At 62.2% G+C, this 21,767-nt stretch carries 20 protein-coding genes and 2 pseudogenes; 10 read left to right on the plus strand and 12 right to left on the minus strand.

The genetic code is table 11. The features are described from left to right. Positions 1-79 precede the first annotated feature (79 nt). From ACWUKX_RS05510 to ACWUKX_RS05520, 3 genes are read left to right on the plus strand one after another with little or no spacing between them, the layout of a single operon-like run. Entirely contained in the window at positions 80-610 is a 531-nt protein-coding gene (locus ACWUKX_RS05510) for an SspB family protein (protein ID WP_065010458.1), read from the plus strand. A gap of 18 nt (positions 611-628) precedes the next feature. After that, positions 629-874, plus strand: coding sequence for a DUF4169 family protein (locus ACWUKX_RS05515; RefSeq protein WP_455847333.1), 246 nt, complete (start codon positions 629-631; stop codon positions 872-874). A 20-nt stretch (positions 875-894) separates the two neighbouring features. Continuing rightward, a complete protein-coding gene (locus tag ACWUKX_RS05520; protein ID WP_029351392.1) occupies positions 895-1,122 on the plus strand; it encodes a ribbon-helix-helix domain-containing protein in 228 nt (75 codons plus the stop codon). 6 nt (positions 1,123-1,128) lie between these two features. Here ACWUKX_RS05520 and ACWUKX_RS05525 read toward each other — a convergent pair whose 3' ends face one another. From ACWUKX_RS05525 to ACWUKX_RS05535, 3 genes are all read right to left on the minus strand, one after another. Further along, a complete protein-coding gene (locus tag ACWUKX_RS05525; RefSeq protein WP_456004655.1) occupies positions 1,129-5,187 on the minus strand; it encodes an AsmA family protein in 4,059 nt (1,352 codons plus the stop codon). 123 nt (positions 5,188-5,310) lie between these two features. Beyond that, positions 5,311-5,868 (minus strand): hypothetical protein, encoded by a 558-nt coding sequence (locus tag ACWUKX_RS05530; RefSeq protein ID WP_456004657.1) that lies wholly within the window; start codon positions 5,866-5,868, stop codon positions 5,311-5,313. Position 5,869: 1 nt separating this feature from the next. Then, the gene (locus ACWUKX_RS05535; protein ID WP_456004660.1) at positions 5,870-7,288 is read right to left on the minus strand and encodes an FAD-binding oxidoreductase; all 1,419 of its coding nucleotides are present in this window, start codon (positions 7,286-7,288) and stop codon (positions 5,870-5,872) included. A 203-nt stretch (positions 7,289-7,491) separates the two neighbouring features. Between ACWUKX_RS05535 and ACWUKX_RS05540 the strand changes: the two genes are divergently transcribed. Both ACWUKX_RS05540 and ACWUKX_RS05545 read left to right on the plus strand, forming a co-directional pair. Continuing rightward, positions 7,492-7,998, plus strand: coding sequence for a thioesterase family protein (locus tag ACWUKX_RS05540; RefSeq protein ID WP_456004663.1), 507 nt, complete (start codon positions 7,492-7,494; stop codon positions 7,996-7,998). 122 nt (positions 7,999-8,120) lie between these two features. Next, on the plus strand, positions 8,121-8,318 hold the full coding sequence (locus ACWUKX_RS05545; protein WP_029351403.1) for a hypothetical protein: 198 nt from the start codon (positions 8,121-8,123) through the stop codon (positions 8,316-8,318). A 289-nt stretch (positions 8,319-8,607) separates the two neighbouring features. Here the strand turns inward: ACWUKX_RS05545 and ACWUKX_RS05550 are convergent, their stop codons facing one another. After that, positions 8,608-9,087 (minus strand): Lrp/AsnC family transcriptional regulator, encoded by a 480-nt coding sequence (locus ACWUKX_RS05550; protein ID WP_128343536.1) that lies wholly within the window; start codon positions 9,085-9,087, stop codon positions 8,608-8,610. Between the two features lie 89 nt (positions 9,088-9,176). Between ACWUKX_RS05550 and ACWUKX_RS05555 the strand changes: the two genes are divergently transcribed. Next, entirely contained in the window at positions 9,177-10,103 is a 927-nt protein-coding gene (locus tag ACWUKX_RS05555; RefSeq protein ID WP_456004666.1) for an EamA family transporter, read from the plus strand. Here the strand turns inward: ACWUKX_RS05555 and ACWUKX_RS05560 are convergent. Together ACWUKX_RS05560 and ACWUKX_RS05565 are read right to left on the minus strand one after the other, a co-directional pair. Beyond that, the gene (locus ACWUKX_RS05560; RefSeq protein ID WP_456004668.1) at positions 10,084-10,989 is read right to left on the minus strand and encodes a dienelactone hydrolase family protein; all 906 of its coding nucleotides are present in this window, start codon (positions 10,987-10,989) and stop codon (positions 10,084-10,086) included. The two genes, ACWUKX_RS05555 and ACWUKX_RS05560, sit on opposite strands and share 20 nt — an antisense overlap. An 85-nt stretch (positions 10,990-11,074) precedes the next feature. Continuing rightward, positions 11,075-11,294 (minus strand): annotated as a pseudogene (locus tag ACWUKX_RS05565) (hypothetical protein); the annotation flags it as partial. Between the two features lie 96 nt (positions 11,295-11,390). On the opposite strand from ACWUKX_RS05565, the gene ACWUKX_RS05570 reads away from it, so the two are divergent. The 4 genes from ACWUKX_RS05570 (at position 11,391) to ACWUKX_RS05585 (ending at position 16,432) form a co-directional block, all read left to right on the plus strand. Continuing rightward, entirely contained in the window at positions 11,391-14,075 is a 2,685-nt protein-coding gene (locus ACWUKX_RS05570) for an ATP-dependent helicase (RefSeq protein WP_456004671.1), read from the plus strand. Positions 14,076-14,148: 73 nt separating this feature from the next. After that, the gene (locus tag ACWUKX_RS05575) at positions 14,149-14,286 is read left to right on the plus strand and encodes a hypothetical protein (protein WP_456004674.1); all 138 of its coding nucleotides are present in this window, start codon (positions 14,149-14,151) and stop codon (positions 14,284-14,286) included. A 63-nt stretch (positions 14,287-14,349) separates the two neighbouring features. Continuing rightward, the gene (locus ACWUKX_RS05580; RefSeq protein ID WP_456004676.1) at positions 14,350-15,240 is read left to right on the plus strand and encodes a ParA family protein; all 891 of its coding nucleotides are present in this window, start codon (positions 14,350-14,352) and stop codon (positions 15,238-15,240) included. Positions 15,241-15,733: 493 nt separating this feature from the next. Next, positions 15,734-16,432: a hypothetical protein gene (locus ACWUKX_RS05585; RefSeq protein WP_456004679.1), complete on the plus strand. Its 699-nt coding sequence runs from the start codon at positions 15,734-15,736 to the stop codon at positions 16,430-16,432. Positions 16,433-16,518: 86 nt separating this feature from the next. Here the strand turns inward: ACWUKX_RS05585 and ACWUKX_RS05590 are convergent. The 6 genes and pseudogenes from ACWUKX_RS05590 to ACWUKX_RS05615 all read right to left on the minus strand — a co-directional run. Beyond that, positions 16,519-16,708: pseudogene (locus ACWUKX_RS05590) on the minus strand (ferritin family protein); the annotation flags it as partial. 11 nt (positions 16,709-16,719) lie between these two features. Then, complete coding sequence (locus ACWUKX_RS05595; RefSeq protein ID WP_456004681.1) at positions 16,720-17,769, minus strand: ABC transporter permease; 1,050 nt, start codon at positions 17,767-17,769, stop codon at positions 16,720-16,722. Beyond that, positions 17,766-18,563, minus strand: a complete 798-nt coding sequence (locus ACWUKX_RS05600; RefSeq protein WP_456004683.1) for an ATP-binding cassette domain-containing protein — start codon at positions 18,561-18,563, stop codon at positions 17,766-17,768. Before ACWUKX_RS05600 ends, ACWUKX_RS05595 begins: the two co-directional genes overlap by 4 nt. An 89-nt stretch (positions 18,564-18,652) precedes the next feature. Further along, positions 18,653-19,666, minus strand: a complete 1,014-nt coding sequence (locus ACWUKX_RS05605) for a substrate-binding domain-containing protein (protein WP_095518637.1) — start codon at positions 19,664-19,666, stop codon at positions 18,653-18,655. A gap of 103 nt (positions 19,667-19,769) precedes the next feature. Then, a complete protein-coding gene (locus tag ACWUKX_RS05610) occupies positions 19,770-20,678 on the minus strand; it encodes a sugar phosphate isomerase/epimerase family protein (RefSeq protein WP_456004686.1) in 909 nt (302 codons plus the stop codon). Further along, positions 20,675-21,709, minus strand: coding sequence for a Gfo/Idh/MocA family protein (locus ACWUKX_RS05615; protein WP_456004689.1), 1,035 nt, complete (start codon positions 21,707-21,709; stop codon positions 20,675-20,677). The genes ACWUKX_RS05610 and ACWUKX_RS05615 overlap by 4 nt, the downstream gene beginning before the upstream one ends. Positions 21,710-21,767 lie beyond the last annotated feature (58 nt).

The raw sequence follows: 21,767 nt of genomic DNA on the forward strand, positions 1-21,767 counted from the left end.
CCGGCGTCTATATCCGGTTTACGCCGCGCTCAAGCTTGATTACAGCTATGCGCACGATTCAACGGAACCCGACAGCCACATGGCCGACGACCACATCCGCTACGACATTCTGGCCCAGGAGGCATTGCGCGGCGTCATGCGCAAGGTCCTGGCCGAGGTCGCGCGCACCGGCCTTCCCGGCAACCATCATTTCTTCATCACTTTCCTGACCGGCGCCCCGGGCGTGCGCGTATCTTCCCGCTTGCGCGAGCGCTATCCCGAACAGATGACCATCGTCATCCAGTTCCAGTATTGGGACCTGAAGGTGACCGACACCGGCTTCGAAGTCGGGCTGTCTTTCTCCGACGTGCCGGAAAAGCTGGAAATCCCGTTCTCGGCCGTGCGCGGCTTTTACGACCCGTCCGTCAATTTCGAGCTCGAGTTCGACGTGAGGACGGAGACCTCGGCAGAAGAAGAACTGGGCGGCCAGCCCGCTTCCGAACCGCTGGCCGTCGTCGCCGAGAAAAAGCCTGAGAAGAAGAAGACCGCAGAGGCTGAAAAGAAGCCTGCCGCGGCCGATGCCGCAAAAGGCGCCGAAGTGGTGTCGCTCGACGCCTTTCGCAAGAAGTGATCCGACGGGCCGCGCGACATGGCCGACATCGTCAATCTCCGCCAGGCCCGCAAGCAGAAGGCACGAGCCGAGAAGGGGCGCCTGGCCGAACAGAACCGGACGCTGCACGGCCGTTCCAAGGCCGACCGGGAGCGTGACCGTCTGATCGCCGACAAGGCAGAAAAGTTTGTCGCCGGCCATCGCCGCGAAGCCTCGGGCGATCCGGATTCCCCGGATATCGGACCGAAAAGTGCGCCGCGGTTTTCGGATAAATCCGATGCTTGAAGTGAAATGAGTCACGTCCGGTGAGCCCGGTCGAGAAACGCTCGGTGACCATTCGCGGCCATCGCACCAGCTATTCGCTCGAAAAGCCGTTTTTCGACGACCTCGTCGCCATCGCGGTCGCGCGCAAACTGACGCTCGCCGCCCTCGTCGCCGAAATCGACGAGGCCCGGCCGCGCGATGCCAACCTGTCCTCGGCGCTCAGGCTCTATGTCTTGGATTGGGCGAAGCGAAAGATGAAACCAGTCTAGGTGGAGCTATCCGCCGCCCAGCGACTTCAGCAGATTGTCGATCGACGAAGGTTCAAGCGTGGGTTTTGGCGCGGATTCTGCTGGCGGCGGGTTGTCATTGGCCGGCGGCTGAGGCGCGCGCTCGATTTTCTGCGCCTGCTCAGCGGCGGCCCTGCGTTCGGCGTCGAGCTTTGCCTTTTCTTCCGCAGCGATCCGCATCGCCTCTTCCAGCTTCCCGCGTTGCTGTTCTTCGGCCCCCGCCGCCTCGTCCGCCGCTTTTTGCGCCGCCCTGGCTCTCGTTTCGGCGTCCGCCTTAGCCTTGGCCTCAGCATCCGCCTTGGCTTTGACCTCCGCTTCAGCCTTCGCCTGTGCATCCGCCTTGGCTCTGGCCTCCGCTTCAGCCCTGGCCTGCGCCTCGGCCTTGGCTTTAGCCTCGGCTTCAGCCCGCGCCTGCGCATCCGCTTTGGCCTTCGCCTCCGCTTCGGCTTGAGCCTTTGCCTCGGCTTCAGCCTTTGCCCTGGCATCTGCCTCGGCTTGCAGCCGCGCCGCCTCCTGCTGTTTGCGCAATTCTTCGGCTGCCCTCTCACGCTCGGCTTGCAGAGCCGCGTAGTAACGCACCTCGCGCCGCAGCCGCTGTTTTTCAAGCAGTGCCGCCTGCATGGCCTCGACCCGCTGCTGTTCCTTTTCCAGCGCGCGCTGGGTCAGGAACTGCGACAGCGGCTCACTGTCGAATTGCCGCTTCGCGGCGCCGAACGGCCCGTCGACGCTGAAATTCACAGTCGGATCGGAGCCGACCAGCGCCTCGTCGCCGGGCCGATAAGTGATCGAACCGCTGGCGGCGACCGTGCTGGCGTTCAGGTCCGCCGTGATGTCGGCGGACAGCTTCGCCGCCGGATTTTCAAGATTGACCGGCGGTGCCCTCAGCGTGCCACCGGCGATTGTGAAGGCGATGTCGATATCCCCGGCCGGAAAACTGCCGTCCGCGGCGATCTGCGGCGCGAAGCGGGCAGTCTTTGCCGCATCGATATCGCGCCCGATCGCGTCGGCCTTGGCGATGAAGGCGCCAAAGGCGTCGGGATTGACACCGACAATGGTCAAGCCCTTCAGCGCCGCCGTGCCGGAACCGGACAGCGCCGCAACCATCGCATCGACCGATTTGCCGCTGGTCGAGAGCGCCGCCGAGAAATCGCCGCTTCCGCTGATGCCAGCCTGTGGCAGCACGGTGGCCAGATCGGCGCCGGCAAGTTTCATCTGGCCGGAGAAAAGCCCGGTGCCGTCATTGTTCTTCAGCTCGAACAGCCCGGAAAGCGCACCGCCGGCGAACTTTGCCTTGAGGTCCGACACGCGGATGCCTTCCTGATCGAGCTTCAGCGAAAGCGCTGCGTCATAGGCCGTGGCCAGCGGGCCGGCGGCCAGCGATGCCGTGGTCAGGTCGAGTTCGGCGGTGAATGGCAGGCTGGACTTCTGGCTGAATGGGGCGGTCGGCCAAGCCCCGCCGGCGCCCAGGAAGGCCTGGTCGCCAAACAGTGCCACCGCCATCGGATCGAGATCCAGTTCATCGAGTGCCAGCGCGCCGGCAAGATGCGGCAGCCCGTCCTTGACGTCGACATTGACGTCGCCGGAAACCGCCGCCTCGTTGATAGCGCCGCTGAGCCTGGACAGAACCAGAAGGCCGTTGCCGAAATCGGCGTCGGCCGCAAGCCACGTCGACATGCCTGTCCCCATCCCCGGAAAGCCAACGCCTGTCGTCATCAGCCACGGCTCGATGTCGGCGGCTTCCAGACTGACCTTGCCTTTTGCGGTGGGGCCTTCTGGCGTGCCCGCGATCGTCCCGTCGAAACCGGCCTTGAAGTCGTTGCCGATGAGGTTGAAGCTCGTCGCCATGCCGCCGCCAAGCGTGCCTTTTGCCGAGACATCGGTGGTCGCCTCGCCAAGCATGCCGAGTGGCAACGCCGGCAGGCCGTAAAGCGCCAGAAGTGCGGTGGCGTCGGTATTCCTGGCGTTGAAGGTTAGCGACACCGGCGCCTCGAGAAGCCGGTCGGCCACCCCTTTGCCGGACAGCGACGCCGAAAACGCCGAACCGCCGGCCTTGCCTTGCGCGCTGACTGCCAGGCCTGTCGTGCCATCGCCATTGGCGGCGGCACTCGTCACCAGATCGACGCGCGCATCCTGGAACAGTTCGGGATAGGCCGCCGCACGCCCCGCCAACCCCTTCAGCACGGCATTATTAGGATAGTGCTGCGCCGCGACATCGACCAACGGCTTGAGGTCGACGGCGACTACGGAGGCATCGAGCTTACCGGTCGGGCTCACCGGGAAATCCTTGATCCGGCCGGTGGCGCTGATCGAGGCGCCGGCGAGCCCGCCAACCGAGAGCCGGTCGATTTCGAGCAGACCGTCGCGCAGCCTGAGCGCCGTATCGACTGTATCGGCGGTTAGCCCGCCGGCACTGACCGGTCCGGCCTTGATCTGGAAATCGAGGTCGCGGTCGGAAAAACGGTTGTCCCCCTTGTCGCTGATGAAGATCGAGGCGAAGGCGGCGAGGCCGTCGACATCGAGTTCGCCACCTTCGAGCCGCATCAGCACCGACGGCCTCGCCTCGTCGGGCTGGCTGGAATCGATGCGACCGGAAAATTTCGCCTTGCCGAGAACGAGTTCGAGGTCGCTGAAGGCTTGGCGCTTTCCGGTCAGGTCGACCTTGGCCTTGAAGCCGGCGGCCGGCAGCCGGCGGATCGCTTCGTCGACATCCCTCGACAGCCAGGCGGCAAAGCCGGAAGGCTGCGCCACCGCCAGAAGCAGCGAACCGGTGAAGCCGAAGTGATCCTCGACGCTGAGCATGCCATTTGCTTCCAGCCTGGCACGGCCGGGCAGTGTCGCGGCCAGCGACTTCACTGACCAGCCAGCATCGGCCGGCTCAGCGGAAAGGCGTACGTCGCGAACCGTCGTGTCGCCGGCCACCACCGCCGGCAGCTTCACCTCGACGGTGCCCGGTATGGTCGGCTTGGGCAGCTCGAGCAGAGCCTGCTCCAGCGCCGCGACACGCGCCGACAGCGTCAGCCCGGCGCCGGCCGCGGCGCCGACGGCTTCATCGAACTGTACCTGAGCGCCATCGGCCTCGATCGAAAAGCTTGGGTTCGGCCCAAGCTCGACGGCAGCCTTGCCGTCGGCGGTGTATGGATTGTCAAGCGGCCCGGTCTCGAAGCGGAATTCGTCGACCCCAAGTTTCTGGTGGTCGAGCGAAAACTTGCCGTTCAGCCTGAACCCCGGCTCCGGCTTGCCTGCGCTGGCCTTCATCATCTCACCGTCGGTGCCTTGAAGCTGCGCCGAACTCTTGTCGGCACCATTCTTGTCGGAACTTGCGACCTTGAACTGGCCCGAATAGATGGCGGCGCCGTTGACGATGCCGGCATTGCCGTCGGCTTCGATGACCAGCGGATAGGCGTCCGGATCGGCCTTGAGCCTGAGCCGCATCTGCCCGTCGCTACCGGCCTTGCCGGTGGAGGCGACGACCATGCTGCGCAGACCGTCGAGCCGCAGCGAACCATCCATCCGCCAAGGTCCGGCCAGCGATTTGGCAGAGATCGTCGAATTGATCTCGGAAAGGAGATGGCTGCGCCCGCCGGCGGCATGGCGCAGTGCGATCTCTCCGTCCGTCACCGTCAGCTTCTCGATCGAGATCTGGCTGGGATCGAAGGGCGACGACGGGCGTATCGCCCAGTCGACCGTGCCGTCGGCGGCAATGTCGATCGTCGCCTTCGGCCGCACCAGCCGCATGTCGAAGATCAGCACTTCTCCGCTCAGGAAGGGCGCCAGTTCCGCATCCATCGAAAAGGTCTCGACGGTCATTGCCGGCTGGCCGCCGGGGCCGCCGGCAACAGTGACGTTCGAGAAGGTCACCGACGGAAACGGCAGCAATTTCGCCGTCGCATCGCCCTGAACGGTTACCTTGCGGCCCAGAATGGCGCTTGCCTCGCGCTCGAAATCGGCACGGTAGCCCGTCCAGTCGATAAAATACGGCACCACCAGCGCCGCACACAGCACCAGCACGAAAAGGCCACCGAAGATCACGAACAGGCGTGCGAGCATGAGCTCCGAGCAGTTGATTGAAAAATCAGCCGCACTCTACCCGCATCCGCGTGTCGATAAAGAGGCAATTTCCCTTCAAACGCGCTTGCGGACGCGATCAAAGCAGGGGAATTCCTTGAAAGATCATATGCGTCGCCAAAGTCTGTCAATAAAGCGGACCGGTTTGACGTGGTGCACCGGAGCACGGTGCCCGACTGCCTCCATCAATGTCGGCAAGATCGCCCCTTCGTGAAGGCTGCACGAAAAACTCTCAGCGATGAACTCAAGCGTCGAATCTTGGAACGTCAGGACGAAATGCCGATAGTCGGAAAACAGTTCTGGTCTGTGGGATGAGTGAACCCGATTTGCGTTTTCCAAGGAAGCGATCCACGATGAGTTGAGAACTTCGAATGCCCCATATGGCCGCAAACCCAGCTCATGCAAACGGTGCCCGCCGATGGCTTCGTCGTTCGGCGGGCCGAACTGAAAGGCCAGATAAGGGTCTGCCGTCAGTATCGCCACGGACTGGTTGCTTGTCGCCGCCGAAACCGAGCGCGGATTCTTGCCATTGAATGATGGATCCGGTCTGTTGATGAGATAGGCAACGAGCAGCTTGCGTTCATCCGCGAAGACGTGAGGCAAAGGCGTGCCGGCGGATGACAGCGGTAAGTCGATCGACAACAGTGTCTCGGCCGTCGGCATCCTAGTGGCCGGTCCTTGGCAGTATCTTCCCAGGGTTCATAATATTCAGCGGATCGAGCGCCTGCTTGATCGTGCGCATGATGTCGACGCTGTGGCCGAGTTCATGGCGCAGGAAGCCGACCTTACCTTGTCCGATGCCGTGCTCGCCGGTGCAGGTTCCGTCCATGCCGATCGCCCGCATATTCAGCCGCGCGACGAACTCTTCCGTTGCGGCGATTTCCTTCGGATCGTCCACGTCCATCAGCACCAGCACATGGAAATTGCCGTCGCCGGCATGGCCGACGATCGGCGCGATCAACCCCATCTCAGCGATGTCGGCCTCGGTTTGCGTGACGCATTCGGCAAAGCGCGAGATCGGCACGCAGACGTCGGTCGACAGCCCCTTGGCGCCGGGCCGCAGCGTCAGCGACGACCAATAGGCGTCGTGTCTGGCCTTCCACAGCTTCGTCCGTTCCTCGGCGACGCTGGTCCACAGGAATGGTCCGCCGCCATATTCTTCGGCGATCATGCCGAAAGTCTCGGCCTGCTCGGCAACGCCGGCATCACTGCCGTGGAATTCGACGAACAGGCATGGGCTTTCCGGGTAGTCGAGTTTCGAATAGCTCTTCATCGCCCGCATCTGCAGCGCATTGACCAGTTCGATGCGCGCCACCGGAATGCCCATCTGGATTGTCGCAATCACCGCATTGCAGGCCGCCTCGACGCTGGGAAACGGGCAGACGCCGCCGGAAATCGCCTGCGGAATGCCCTGCAGCTTCAGGGTCAGCTGGGTGATGATGCCGAGCGTGCCTTCGGAGCCGATCAGGAGCCGCGTCAGATCATAGCCGGCCGAGCTCTTTTTTGCACGCTTGCCGGTCGTCACCGTCTCGCCGTCGGCCATCACCGCCGTCAGCGACAACACATTCTCGCGCATCGTGCCGTAGCGCACGGCATTGGTGCCCGACGCCCGCGTCGCCGCCATGCCGCCGAGCGATGCATTGGCGCCCGGATCGATCGGAAAGAACAGGCCGGTGTCGCGCAAGTGCCGGTTGAGATCCTCGCGCGTCACGCCGGGCTCGACCGTGCAGTCGAGATCCTGCGGGTTGACCGCGAGGATGCGATTCATCCGCGACGTATCGACAGAGATTCCGCCACCCGGCGCGTTGGTGTGGCCTTCCAGCGAGGAGCCGACGCCGAAAGCGATCATCGGCACGCGGTGTGCGGCGCAGGCCGACACGATCTCCTGCACCTCCACCGTCGTCTCCGGAAAAGCCACGCCATCCGGCGCCTGGGTCGGAATGTAGGTGGTGGTATGCGCGTGCTGGGCGCGGATCGCCTCGCCGGTCTGGAATCTCCCGCCGAGCCGCTGCTTGAGGATGCCGAGCACAGCGGCGATCCCTTCTTCGTTGCGCTCGACCGGATTGAGGTCGCTCAGAGCCATGTTTTCCTCCGCGAATGGACCAGTGCCCACCCTGTTATGGATCTATGGAGGCTTATCGCATCGGCCCGAAAATCGGAATCGATTTTCGGAAAGCACGATGAGAAGATTCAAAGTCTTGAGACGCGTACTTTGTGCGTCCAATTGGACGCACATCCGCTCTAGTCTCACCGACCACGCTCTGTCCAGTCAGAAGGAAGTTTTCGATGTCCACCCCCGCCCCCTTTGTCTCTCCTCCCATGGCCATCGAGAAGGACTGGATCGACTACAACGGCCACCTCAACATGGCCTATTACAACGTGCTGTTCGACCGCTGTTCCGACGAAGCGTTCGAGATGATGGGGATGGGGCTGGATTATGTGAAGCAGCGGCGCCTGACCATCTACACGGCGGAAGTCCATGTCTGCTATATCAGGGAGCTGCATTTCGACCACAAGGTCAATGTCTCCTTCCAACTGCTCGACCATGACGACAAGCGGCTCAGAGCCTACCAGGAAATTCGTCATGTCGACGGTTGGCTCGCTGCCACTTCCGAATCACTGTCGCTGCATGTCGACATGTCCGGTCCGAAGGTGGCGCCCTTCCCGGCCGATGTTCTGGCCAAGGTGGAAACCATGCGCGCCGCCCATGCGGCGCTGCCGATGCCTGAGCGCGCCGGCCGTTCGATCGGTATTCGTCGCAAGACGCTTGAACCGCAGTCGGACCGCCGTTAACCTTACCAAGGTTTTAACGTGAACAAGTCGAATTGAGGCGTTGAACGACTCAGCGCGGCGTTGGAAAACCCTCCGCATCGGGTTGATACGGGGGCGGAGCTGAAGCGGTTCGGGAAACGTGCATGAAAACCGACATCAAGGTCGAGGCGGACAGGCTGGCAGCCGATCCACGCATCAGCGACTATGATTTCTGGCGCTCGCTGAAGAACCTCAACAACGAGATCTTTCACATCGCCAACAACAACGAGCCGATCCCTTTCGCCATGGTCCGCTGGCGCGCCATCCTGAAGCAGGCGCGCTCGAAGCGCGGCCATGCCTGATCGGTGCGGGAAGAAATAGGCTCGTCGTTCGGTTGCATTTTTCTGGGGCGTTTGCGCCGCCCCTTATCCGGCTGCCGCCACCTTCTCCCCGTATAGTGACGGGGAGAAGGGAGCTTGCCGCAGCCTGGCGCTTTCTCTGCAACGCTGGAGATTAACGAAATCCGCCGCAAACGCGTCCTTCTCCCCGTCACTATACGGGGAGAAGTGCCCGGCAGGGCGCTGAGGGGCGGCGCGACGTTTCTAGTTAAGCTGATGATGCGCTGACGAGCGGACCACTTCACCTCGAACATCAGGGCTGGTGCTTCACTGCCCCCAGCGGCGAGCGCGCCACCACCGGTGACGACTGGATGATCGCGGTGTTGGTCATTGCAAACGGAATGATGCGGTCGATCACCCGTTCGAGCTCGGCTACGGAGCCGACATGCGCCAGCGCGACGAAACAGTCCTCGCCGGTCACCCGGTCGCATTGCGCGATTTCCGGCAAGTCGCGGATGATCTCGGCCACCACAGCCAGTTGCCCGGGCACCGGCCTGATCCGCAGCCATGCCGACAGTTTCATGCCGAGCGCGGCCGGGTTGATCCGCACCGTATAGGCCTCGATCACGCCGCTCTCCTGCAGCCGCTTGATGCGTTCGGCTACGCTCGGCGCCGATAGGCCGACGGAACGCGCCAGTTCGGCGGTGCTGGTGCGCGCATCCTTTTCCAGCAGGCGCAGGATCTTCAGGTCAGCCGCATCCAGATCGGTATTTTCGTTTCGAAGGCGTTTCAGACAAAACTCCTTGGTTTTGGAAAAGAGATTATCTCTTCGGCCGACTATCAGCCATATAAATCCAAAAAACTGCCTGCGATAATGATCTCATGGATGATCCAGCGCAAGCTCCGGCTGCAATCCCTGCCCTCGCCGGGCCTGTCTTTGGCAAGCTGGCGACCTCCCTGCCGCCGCATGTCTGGTTCGGCGTCAGCGCCGTGTTCCACTATCTCGGGCCGGCTTTCGCCGTGCTGCTTTTCCCGCATGTCGGCGTGCTCGGCATGGCCTGGCTGCGCATCGTCACGGCCGCCCTCGTCTTCGCGCCACTGACCCGGCCCTGGACGGTCTTCGCCGACGCCGACCGCCCGACAAGACTGCTGCTTCTCGCCTTTGGTGCCTGCCTGGGCATAATGAATTGCTCCTTCTACCTGGCGCTGGAACGCTTGCCGATCTCGCTGGTCGCGGCGATCGAATTCGTCGGCACCATCGGCGTCGCGCTTGTCGGCGTCAGAAGCCCGCGCAATCTCGCAGCTCTTGTCATCGCCGTCATTGGCACCTTGCTGCTGATCGACGTCAAATGGTCAAGCGACCCGATCGGACTGCTCTGGGCCTTCCTCAACGGGGCGCTGTTCGTTGGCTACATCGTGCTTGGCCATCGCGTCGCCCGCGCCGGCGCTGGCGACGGCATCGCCGGCCTGGGTGCCGCCATGGCGGTCGCCTTCCTCATCGTGCTGCCGGTCGGCTTCACCGATGCGCTGCCGGCTTTCTCGGCGCCGCCACTGCTCATCGCCGCCATCGGCGTCGGCATCTGCTCGTCGGTCATCCCATACATCTGCGACCAGCTTGCCATGTCGCGGCTGCCGCGCTCGAGCTTCGCGCTGATGCTGTCGTTGCTGCCGGTCAGCGCCACCCTGATCGGCGTCATTGTGCTCCGCCAGATACCCGGCCCTATCGATTGCATCGGCATTGCGCTGGTGATGGCCGGGGTCGCTTTTCACAAACCGGGCAAATGCCTGATCAGGCAAGCTTCTCCTTGAGAAAGGCGATCGTTCGGCCCCAGGCGAGGTCCGCCGCGTTCTTGTCGTAGCGGGCCGCGGACGTGTCATTGTTGAAGGCATGATTGGCGCCTTCATAGACATAGACTGTGTACTCGACCTTGGCGGCATCGAGTTCCTTCTTGAAGGCGTCGATACCGGCATTGATGCGGGTGTCGAGCCCGGCATAATGCAGCAGCAGCGCCGCCTTGATCTTCGGCACATCCTCGGCCTTCGGCTGCATGCCGTAATAGGCGACAGCGGCAGCCAGATCCGGCGTGTTGGCAGCCAGCGTGTTCACCGTGCCGCCGCCCCAGCAGAAGCCGACCGCGCCGACCTTGCCGTTCCCATCCGCGTGTTCTTTGAGGAAAGCGACTGTTGCGACCGCATTGGCGACGGTCTGCGCCGGATCGAGCTTGGAGAACTGGTCACGCGCCTTGTCCTCGTCGGCCGGCGTGCCGCCGAGCTGCGACAGGAAGTCCGGGGCAAGTGCCACGAAGCCTTCCAGCGCCACGCGCCGCGCCACATCGCGTATATGCGGGTTGAGCCCCCTGTTCTCATGCACGACCATGACGGTGCCGAGCTTGCCGGACTGGCCGGCCGGCTTGACCAGATAGCCCTTCATCTCGCCGCCGCTGCCGGGATAGCTGATGTCCTCGCCGGTCACGCGTGAATCGTCCTCGGCAACGATCGCTGCCCGGGCCGAATTCGCCGCCAGCAGGGGCGCAATTGCGGCCGCCGCCGCACCTGATCCGGCAAGCCTGGTCAACTGTTCCATGAAGCGCCGCCGGTCGAGCGTCAGATGCGTGTATTCGTCATAGGCGTCTATCATCGCCTGGGTAATGGCGGGTCTCGTGACGGCTGGGCTGGCAGGGCTCGGTTTTGTCATGGCGCTCTCCTCGGCTTCGGGAAGTACTTCCGCCGCGCAACATAGGATAGAAGCCCTCAGGGTCCAGTCACGGATGAGTGAGGCCGTCGTCGACGGTGCCGTTGCGATGCTTGTGGACGATCTTGCCGGTCCTGAGATCGACGCCTGCGACAAAGCCCAGGGCGGCGGCTGACAGGGAATACCGAGCAGCGACAGAAACGGCTTCAATATCACTGCGTAAGGCGCACGTCATTGCGGTTTAGGCCCTGGTCGCTGCCCTTTGTATCGCCCGGCGGCGGCACGTCCGCGTGCGGGGCCAGCTTGGACATGTGTCCTACCGGATTTGTAAGTTCCGGCCTGGATCGAGAACAAAACGGAGACACTTCTGGCCTTTCGCTGCCGAATCACTACATTCGGGGACAATGTCCGGCTTTTCGGAAGATATGCCTTTTTTTGACGAACCGAACGCGCGGCCCGTGGCCCCGTCGGGCATTGCTGCGCGTGCCATGGCTGCGCGCAGCGGCCACAACAATGCACCCGATTATCTGAACGGGCTCAACCCCGAGCAGCGGCTGGCGGTGGAAACCACCGAAGGCCCGGTTCTTGTGCTGGCCGGCGCCGGCACCGGCAAGACGCGCGTCTTGACCACCCGCATTGCTCACATCCTCGCCACCGGCAAGGCTTTCCCCTCGCAGATCCTCGCCGTCACCTTCACCAACAAGGCGGCGCGGGAGATGAAGCAGCGCATCGGCATGCTGATCGGCGAAGGCAAAGTCGAGGGCATGCCGTGGCTCGGCACCTTTCATTCGATTGGTGTGAAGCTGCTGCGCAGGCACGCCGAGCTTGCCGGGCTGAAATCCGACTTCACCATTCTCGACACGGACGATGTCGTGCGCCTGATCAAGCAGCTGATCCAGGCCGAAGGGCTGGACGACAAACGCTGGCCGGCCAAGCAGTTCGCCCAGATGATCGACGGCTGGAAGAACAAGGGGCTTGGCCCCGCCGACATTCCCGAGGGCGACGCCCGCGCCTTCGCCAACGGCAAGGGCCGCGAGCTCTACAAGGCCTACCAGGAGCGGCTGAAGACGCTGAACGCCTGCGACTTCGGCGATCTCCTGTGCCACCCGATCCGCATCTTCCGCGCCTATCCAGACGTGCTGAAGGAATACCACAAGCGCTTCAAATACATCCTGGTCGACGAGTATCAGGACACCAACACCGCCCAATACATGTGGCTGCGCCTGCTGGCGCAGCGGCCGGATGCCGGACGTGCTTCAACGTCGACAGATCTGCGATCGGCCGAAGGCCGCAAGCCCGACCGGGCGGCCGAGCCGTTGCGAGGCCCGCGCGGAGGGCCCGCGCCGGCAGGCGCGGAACAGCCCGTGAGAGAAAACAAAGTAAATATTTGCTGCGTCGGCGACGACGACCAGTCGATCTATGGCTGGCGCGGGGCCGAGGTCGACAATATCCTGCGCTTCGACAAGGATTTCCCCGGCGCCAAGATCATCCGGCTAGAGCGCAACTACCGCTCCACCGCGCACATCCTCGGCACCGCCTCCCACCTCATCGCCCACAATGAGGGCCGCTTCGGCAAGACGCTGTTCACCGAAAAGGTCGCTGAGGACGACGAGAAAGTGCATGTCCACGCCGCCTGGGATTCCGAGGAAGAGGCCCGCGCCGTCGGCGAAACCATCGAGGCCTACCAGCGCCCAGATAAACAAGGAAATCGGCACAATCTCAACGATATGGCCATTCTTGTCCGCGCCTCCTTCCAGATGCGCGAGTTCGAGGACCGCTTCGTCACGCTCGGTCTCAACTATCGCGTCATCGGCGGCCCGCGCTTTTACGAGCGTCTCGAAATCCGCGATGCGCTAGCCTTCTTCCGCGTCGTCGCCCAAGGCGCCGACGACCTCGCCTTCGAGCGCATCGTCAACGTGCCGAAGCGCGGGTTGGGCGAAGCCACCATCCGCCAGATCCACGACACCGCCAGGGCGCTGCGCATCCCGATGCTGGAGGCTGCGGAAAAACTCGCCGAGAGCGACGAACTGAAGCCGAAGCCGCGCGCAGCATTGCGCGAAGTCGCCGCCAATTTCGAGCGCTGGCAGAAGGCGCTGGAAACCACGCCGCACACCGAGCTCGCCGAGACCATCCTGGAGGAGAGCGGCTACACCGACATGTGGAAGAACGACCGCTCGGTTGAAGCGCCCGGCCGGCTGGAAAACTTGAAAGAACTGATCCGCTCCATGGAGGAGTACGAATCGCTGCGCTCCTTCCTCGAACATGTCGCACTCGTGATGGACGCCGAGCAGAACGCCGAGCTCGACGCCGTCAACATCATGACGCTGCATTCGGCCAAGGGCCTCGAATTCGAGACGGTGTTCCTGCCTGGTTGGGAGGAAGGTCTTTTTCCACACCAGCGTTCCCTCGACGAGGGTGGCCGCTCCGGGCTCGAGGAGGAACGCCGCCTCGCCTATGTCGGCCTGACCCGCGCCAAGAAGAACCTGCACATCTGGTTCGTCTCCAACCGCCGCATCCACGGCCTCTGGCAGTCGACCATCCCGTCGCGCTTCCTCGAGGAATTGCCGGAAGCTCATGTCGAAGTCGCAGAGAGCGGCAACAGCTACGGTGGTTACGGCAATTCCTACGGCGGCGGTTCTTTTGCCCCGGGACGTGGTGGCCGGCAGAACCCCTATGGCGCGTCGCGCTTCGACAATGTGGGCGGCAATACAGGCGGCACTGAGAAATCCGGCGCCTTCTCCAGCACCTATGGGACGCCGGGCTGGCAGCGCGCGCAACAGAACCGCACCGAGGCGACCGACCGCAACTGGGGCTCGCGTTCCGGCCACCAGGTCGAGCGCATCGGCTATGGCGAAACCGACAGTGGCTATGGCGCCGGCCGCACCTCGATCAAGGGCCGCACCATCGACGGCGAGCTGGTCGCCAAATCCGTCGCCGACAAGCCGTCGGCCTTCAATGTCGGCGACCGCGTCTTCCACCAGAAATTCGGCAACGGCAACATTGCGGCAATAGAAGGCAACAAGCTGACCATCGACTTCGACAAGGCCGGCCAGAAACGCGTGCTGGACGGGTTTGTCACGGGGGTGTGAGTTCCGCCTTACGCTGCGCCGCTCTCTGCCGCTATCGCCGGCGCTGGCCGCCCTTGCGCCCGGCGCTGGACCGATGGGCCGGCGGTTGGCCGAAATGCTGCCGGCCTCCATCCCGGCGTTTGCCGGTCCCGAAGGCACGCGCATCATCCGCGAAGTCTGGCCGCCGCGCGCGACAGCGATTGATCCGCCGCCGAAGCTGACCAGATCTTAGCTCCGATCAGGTTGCGTTCCCCAGTAGATTTCTATTTAATTACTATGAGTGGAGGGGGATATCATGGCAAATAGTGCACCATTCGTGCCGGTCATCGCAGTCTTGAATATGAAAGGTGGCGTCGGGAAGACGACAATTAGCGCCCACGTTTTTCGGGCCCTTTTTGAACGAAAGATAGTTTCAACACTGCTCCTCGATCTAGACCCACAATTCAATCTGACGCAGCAACTATTTACCCGCGACGACTATGAGAAAAAATGGAAAAGTAAAAATAGCACTATATTTTCAGCCATGGAAACGCCATCCAATCCGAGCCTTTTTTCTGTAAGTACGTCTGTGGATTCCCCTCCGGATTCTGAAAATATATCGAGAGAGCTATTTCATTTCAAGTCGACAAATCCAAGAAAATCTCTTAGGATAGTTCCTGGTGATTTTCGTCTTGTGAAATACAGTTTGATGGATGACAACGGCAAACTAAAGACGGTACGGAATAGATTTTTCAAATTTATTGAGAACGAGAAGAAGAAATACGGGGTCGTATGCATCGATTGCAATCCAAGTAGCTCATTCTTAACTTTGTGTGCTCTACAAGTTTGCACACATGTTCTGGTTCCAGTTAAACCCGATAAGTACTCAATACTTGGCCTTGAAATACTTAGTGAGTTTGTAGACAACGTGCCATCCATCTCACCCAAGCCGCAGTTTATTGTGGCGTTGAACGGTATACCGCGCTCGAAGTCAGGCCCGGAGATCGATAAGATCGAAGCTGAGCTTCGGGGCCACCCAACGTTTGGGTCCAGGACGATGGCCCAGGTGATTCACGAATCGTCGCACTTACGGGCAAAAACCGACTACACTGGGTTTGCATCTGATAGGACGGGTCCTTGGAGCAGCGTTGTAAGAGCCGAGCTAAATCGTTTTGCGGACGAGCTCGCGAAGAAAATAGGGCTTTAAGATAGATGGAAACCTCAATTGGCAAAGCCGCCCTCATTTTAGCGGCTTCCGAGTTGCGCGAATCAGAGCTGCGCAAGCTAGCTCAATGGATCAATGAATATGGGGCCAGTGCCTTTTTGGACGAAATTTCGTTTATTCGGTCATATGTCGGAGATGGATCCGTAGGTCGGGCCCCAAGGATTTACTCATCGCAGGGCCCCATCTCTGGCGGCAACCTCAGCGACGAGGTCGTTTCGAAAATTGAGAGACTTCTCTTACAAGAGGCGGGGTTGTCAAAGTCATCTGCGGCTAACATCTTGAGAGAGAGAATATATGACGAATTAAACCCGCCTCGACCCATACCAGATCTGAATAGGAATTCTTTCAGAACATGGATCGACAAGGTTGGAGAGGTGATCAGTGAAAGCGAATTGCTTCATTTGGTAACCAAAATTCGAAATGCGCGAGTCCACAACACCCCGTCGGATTGGCCGCTCTCTCGAAAAAGCGAAAAATGACGGTCGATTTCAAAGATCAGGTTGACAGGCTCGCAAAGAGTATTGCCGACAGAATTAGCTCTCAGGGGCAAACGAATTGCCAGAATACATACGAAGCCGGTATATCACTTCTTGTTTGGTTAGAATATCTACGAACATCCGAGAAAACCGGCACCGCCGACGAGTTGATTGAAGGGCTTCGGGCCTTAATAGTTGAATCAGCAGGCTGCTTGACAGTAGGGATTGTTAGACCCGCGCTATTCGCCCTAAGAGGACAGATAGATGTGGCATTGTCATGGCTATACTTCAAAGATCATCCTATTGAGTGGAAGAGGGTAACTGAGACTGGCGACGGTTTTGTTCTCAAAAAGGAAGCTCTTGGGTACTTAGAAAACTATTATGAGGGGTTCAAATCTCGATTTTCTGCTCTGAAAAAGAATAAGCATCGCAGCGAGCAAGATCCGTATAGACTTCTGTCCGCGCACGTCCATAGCCAATCATTTTCTACGCTCCCGACCTATGGCGATCTAGAAAGTATCGTGGCAACAAGCAAATCCGTAGGTGAATGCATAACTCTTCAGTCTGAAGTTTCTGAGTATCTTGGGGACGTATTTCTATCTTGCTTTGCCGACAAATGGGCATCCCTGCCCGACTCCATTTTGAACAAAGCGAAAGAGAGGCTCGGAAAGGATAACATTCACATAGTTTTTACTTAAAGCCGTAGATATTTCCGATAAGTTGAAATCCGAGCTCGATCGGTCTTTCCACTGATGTGACAACACGTGATCGGAATCGCGCTCGCCTCGCCGAGTTTCACGATGTCGCCCGTGGTGAACAGGATCTCCTTCAATTCCGCCCGCCAGTCCTTCTTCTGGCGGAGCAGGAATTCGAGGTTCATGCCGAAATGCTTGAACTCCTCGCCTTGCGCGTTCTTCATGATAGCGAGGCTGCGGGTCCTTCTCCACCGAGGAGTGCCGTTCGTAGTCGCTGATCGGGTAGCCCCTCACCGATACCGCGCCTGGTTCCACTTATGGCCGAGCAGCGACAGGATGATGATCAGCCCGTTGAAGAACTGGACGTAGAAGCCGCTCAGGCCGGCCGCCACCACGCCGGTCTGGATGAACGACACGGTGACCGCGCCGATAGCGCCGCCGACCACGGTGCCGATGCCGCCCCAGGTTGGCGTGCCGCCGACGAACACCGATGCCAGGACCGGCAGGAGATAGCCGTCGCCAGCCGTTGGCCACCAGGTGAAGTTGATCATCACCGAAAACGTGCCGGCGATCGCAGCCCCGATGCCGACGAAGACGAAGACCTTGACCCTGACGCGCTTGGCGTCGATGCCCATCTGCTGGGCGCTGTCAGGATTGTCGCCGACGACCTTCACTTGCGCGCCGAAGCGATGCCGGTTGTAGAGCAGCGCCGACAGCACGACGAAAGCGATGGCCCAGAAGATCTGCACCGGGATGCCATAGAGTTGGCTGGAGAAGATCTGGTAGGCCCAGCTGTCGGCGAGGCTGGTCAGCGCCGTCGACCTGCCCTCATTGATGATCTGGATCAGGCCGCGCAGCAGGAAATTCATGCCAAGCGTGGCGATCAGCGACGACAGCCCGCCATAGACGACCAGCGACCCGACCAGGAAGCCGAGCAGCGTGCCCGTGGCGATGGCGGCGGCAATGCCGAGGAACGGGTCGTAGCCGGCCTGCACGACCAGCGCGAACACCCAGGAAGCAAAGCCCATTGTCGCCGGAAACGACAGGTCGATCTCGCCGCAGGTGACGACGAACACCAGCGGCACCACCACGAACAGCGCCACCGGCAGCGTGGTGAGCACGGAACTATAGAGGTACCAGGTGGTGAAAACGGTCGGATTGGCGATCATGAACACCGCCATCATGACGATGAACACGGCAAGCGTGCCGAGCGCGGCGCGGTTGTCGAGGATGAAACCGCGCAGCCAATTGTCGGATGGATGTCTCCACTCTTTCCCGGCGGCCTCATTATGCGTGCCGCCGAGGGGACTCTTCAGGTCGGGTTCCATGGTCTTGCTCATCGCGCTGCCCTCCCCGCATCGCCGGCCTCGTGCAACCCGGGCAATCCGCCGGGGTGGGCTAGGTCTTCCATGAAGTTGATCAGGTCTTCGGCCGACTTGACCTCGCTGCGGCCGGCGGTGAACGCCACCTTGCCGCGGTCGAGCACCACGAAGCGATCGGCAATGTCGAAGACATGGTGGATGTTGTGGCCGATGAACAGGATCGAGCGCCCGCTCGCCCGCACCTGGCGCACGAAGTGGAAGACCTTGGCGGTCTCGGTCAGCGACAGCGCCGTCGTCGGCTCGTCGAGGACAATCAGCTCAGCCTTCTTGTAGATGGCGCGGGCAATGGCCACGCCCTGGCGTTCGCCGCCCGAGAGCTGGCCGACGATCGAGTGCGGCGTGAACACCTTCGAGGTGAAGCCGATCTCGCGCATCAGCCGGCTCGCCTCCTCGATCTCCTTGTTGACCTTCAGCCAGCCCAGCCAGCCGGTGAGTTCGCGGCCCATGAAGATGTTGCGCACGATCGTCTGCTGCACGGCGAGCGCCCGGTCCTGGAACACCGTCTCGATGCCGGCGTCGCGCGAGCGCGCGGCGCTCCATCCGGTCACCGGCTTGCCGCGCACAAGGATTTCGCCGCTGGTCGGCTTGACTACGCCCGACAGGATCTTGATCAGCGTCGATTTGCCGGCGCCGTTGTCGCCGATCAGGCCGACGACCTCGCCACGGACGACGCTGAGATTGACCCCGCCCAGCGCGTAGACCTGACCGTAGGACTTGCTGATGTCGCGCAGTTCGATGATGCGTTCGGCCATCGGATCCTCGCTTGATTGTCGCTTACCGGCCTTTTCCGCCGGCGGTCCCGCCGGCCGGGGTCGATCCCGGCCGGCGGCGGCTTGGGAGGTCAGCGCAGCGCCTGCTTGGCGAGTTCGGCGACGATCTCGTAATTCTGCGGCGTGACGAAGCCGGCGCCGGTGTCGACATTCATCGGCGCCAGACCCAGCACCACCTGCTGGCAGAGGCTGAGGATCGGCAGATAGCCCTGCAGGAAGGGCTGCTGGTCGGCGGTGAGCTGCACCCAGCCGCCCTTGAAGGCTTCGACGATCTGCGGGCTGGTGTCGAAGCCGAAGTTGAAGATGTCGCCCGGCTTGCGTCCAGCCGCCTGCATGTAGGTGGCGACGTTGCCGAGCATCTGGCCGCCGGGATAGCCGACCGCCTTGACGTCGGGATTGTTGAGCAGTGCCGCCGTGAGCACCGGAATGGCCAGATTGGGATCGGAAGCCCATTCGCCGCTCGGCGGCGAGGGGAGCTGGATGACCTCGACGCCGGCCTCCTTCAACACGGCAACCGTGCCGCGCTCGCGCGCGCCGCGGGCCTCGTTCTCGAAGGGGCCAATCATGATCGCCTTGTCGCCGGCCTTGAGCCCGGCAAGCTTGAGCGCTTCGGCGCCAAGCGCGCGGCCCTGCTGCTCCTGCTGGGCGCCGACATAGCCGCCGCCGAACGCCGCCACCACCTTCGGCACCGGCACGTTCTGGTACATCATCTTGATGCCGTCCTTGTGCGCCTGTTCGGCGAGCGGCATGATCGAGGCGTCACCAGGATGGCCCATCATGGCGATGCCGCCGGGCTTGACCGCGACGGCCTCGCGCAGCTGCTGCACCATCTTTTCGGCGTCCCACTGGGAGAAGATGTAGTCGACCTTCGGTCCGAGATCGGCGGCCGCCTGCTTGGCGCCATTGTAGACGATGGTGCCGAAGGCGTCGCCCTCGGCGCCGCCGACGAAGAAGCGGATATGGACGTCCTTGCACCACTGGGCGTCGAGCGCCTGCGCCGGCAAGGTGGAGATGGCGGCGGCGAGCGCCGTGGCGGCCGCCACGACGGTCGAGCGCAGAACTGTCGTTCTCATCGCGATGCTCATGCACGTTCCTCCCATTGTTCCCTCGCAAGCCGAGGGGTTTCGACGAATGCTTCGGCTTTTCGCCGCAATGCTTCACTGACCGGCCCTCCCGCCGGCCGGATTCTCAAGCCGGATTTGGCAGGTAGCTGGCACCTCCCCGGCATTGCTTGAGGTAATCCAGCGCCCGCACCTGGCCGGTAATCTCGAGGTCGCCGCGATAGACCGGGTCGTGCCAGCCCTCGATGTCGATGGCACCCTTGTATCCGGCCAGCCGCAATTCGCTGATCACCCGCGTCCAGTCGCTGTCGCCGAAGCCGGGCGTGCGCATCTGCACGAATGGCAGGCGGCCGAACACGCCATGCTCGCGGATCACGTCCCAGCGCACCGTCGCGTCCTTGCCGTGGACATGGAAGATGCGCGGCGCCCATTTGCGGATCTGCGGGATTGGATCGATCAGATAGACGAGCTGATGGCAGGGTTCCCATTCCAGGCCGAGATTGTCATCGGGCAATTCGTTGAACATCAGCTCCCAGGCGTCCGGATTGTGGGCGATGTTCCAGTCGCCGCTCGCCCAGTTGCCGTCCATCGCGCAATTCTCGAAGGCGATGCGCACGCCCTTGTCAGCGGCGCGTTTAGCCAGCGGTTCCCACACCTCGCGGAAGCGCGGCAGGCTGTCGGGCAGCGGCTTGCCGCGAATGCGGCCGGTGAAGCCGCTGACCATGCTGGTGCCGAACAGATGCGCGTTGTCGATGATCGTTTCCCACGCCTGGAGGACGCCGCGATCGATCTCGCCGCTCTCCAGCGGATTGCCGAACACGCCGATCGACGAGACGATGACATCGGCATCGCCGATCGCCTCGCGGATTTCGCCCGCCAGCCGCGGAATGTCCTTGCCGCCCAGTGTCTGCCAGAAGAACGGCTGGATGCTCTCGAAGCCGAGCGGCAGGATCTGCCTGATATAGGCGGCCGGGTCGTCGAGATTGGCCCGCACCATTGTGCCGATCCTGATGTCGAGCAGCGGGTTTGGCATCATGATCCTTCCTGTGCAGCGATGGCGACCCGGCGCCCGGTCTCGGCGCTCTCGATCGCAGCGAAAACCATGGCCAGGCTCTTGATGTTGTCGGCGCCGCGCGTCTCCGGCTCGGTGCCGGTCTCGACCGCGCGGACGAAATCCTGGATGATGCCGAGATGGCCGCCGACGCGATCGGCCGGGTCGAGCGGCGGCACGGCTATCGGTTCGGTGCGGTCGAACAGGCCTTCACGGACCGGCTGCACGATTTCCGCCTTCAGCCCGTCCTCGCCGTCCCAGACAATGCTGCCGCGCTCGGCGACGATCCGCCATGTACTGTCCCAGCTGGTGCGGAATCCGGCCGCGCACCAGCTGCCGGCATAGGTGAACAGCTTGCCGCCGCCTAGGTCGAAGCTTGCGGTTGCCGACGACCCTTGCCGATACCAGGAATTGGCCGGCTCCCATTCCTGGCAATAGACGCTGGCCGGGTTGCCACCGACCATATAGCGGGCGGCGTCGAATGTGTGGATCGCCATGTCGAGCAGCAGGACATGGGCCATCTCCTCGCGAAAACCGCCGAAATGCGGCGCGACGAAGAAATCGGCGTGGATGCTGGTCGCAGCACCAATGGCGCCGGACTCGAGAAAACGCCTGATACGCCTGACATTGGCGACGTAGCGGCGGTTCTGGATGACGGCGTGCACGCGCTTGGCACGCCGGGCGGCTTCAACGATGGCGCGCGCATTGTCCGGGCTGTCGGCGAGCGGCTTCTCGGTCAGGAGATGGCAATGATGGGCAAAGGCTGAAAGCGCGACGTCGCGCCGGGCCGCGGGAACCACGACGTCGAACACCGCATCGGGCCGGGTCTGGTCGAGCACGGCGTCGAGGCTGGTTCCGATAACCGCGCCGGCAAGCTCGTATTCGCGCGCCCTTGCCCTCGCCCGCTCGGCGTCAAGGTCGACAAGCCCGACAATGGCGAGCCCGGCGACCTGCCTGGCTGCATCGAGCCAGGCCTTGCTCATCGCGCCGCAGCCGACCAGGACGACATTCATCATCCAGCGCTCCTCCTCCGCTCGGCCCCTCCAGACCGATCGTCACGGCATTCACGGCATG

This window comes from Mesorhizobium sp. f-mel (genome assembly GCF_053850215.1).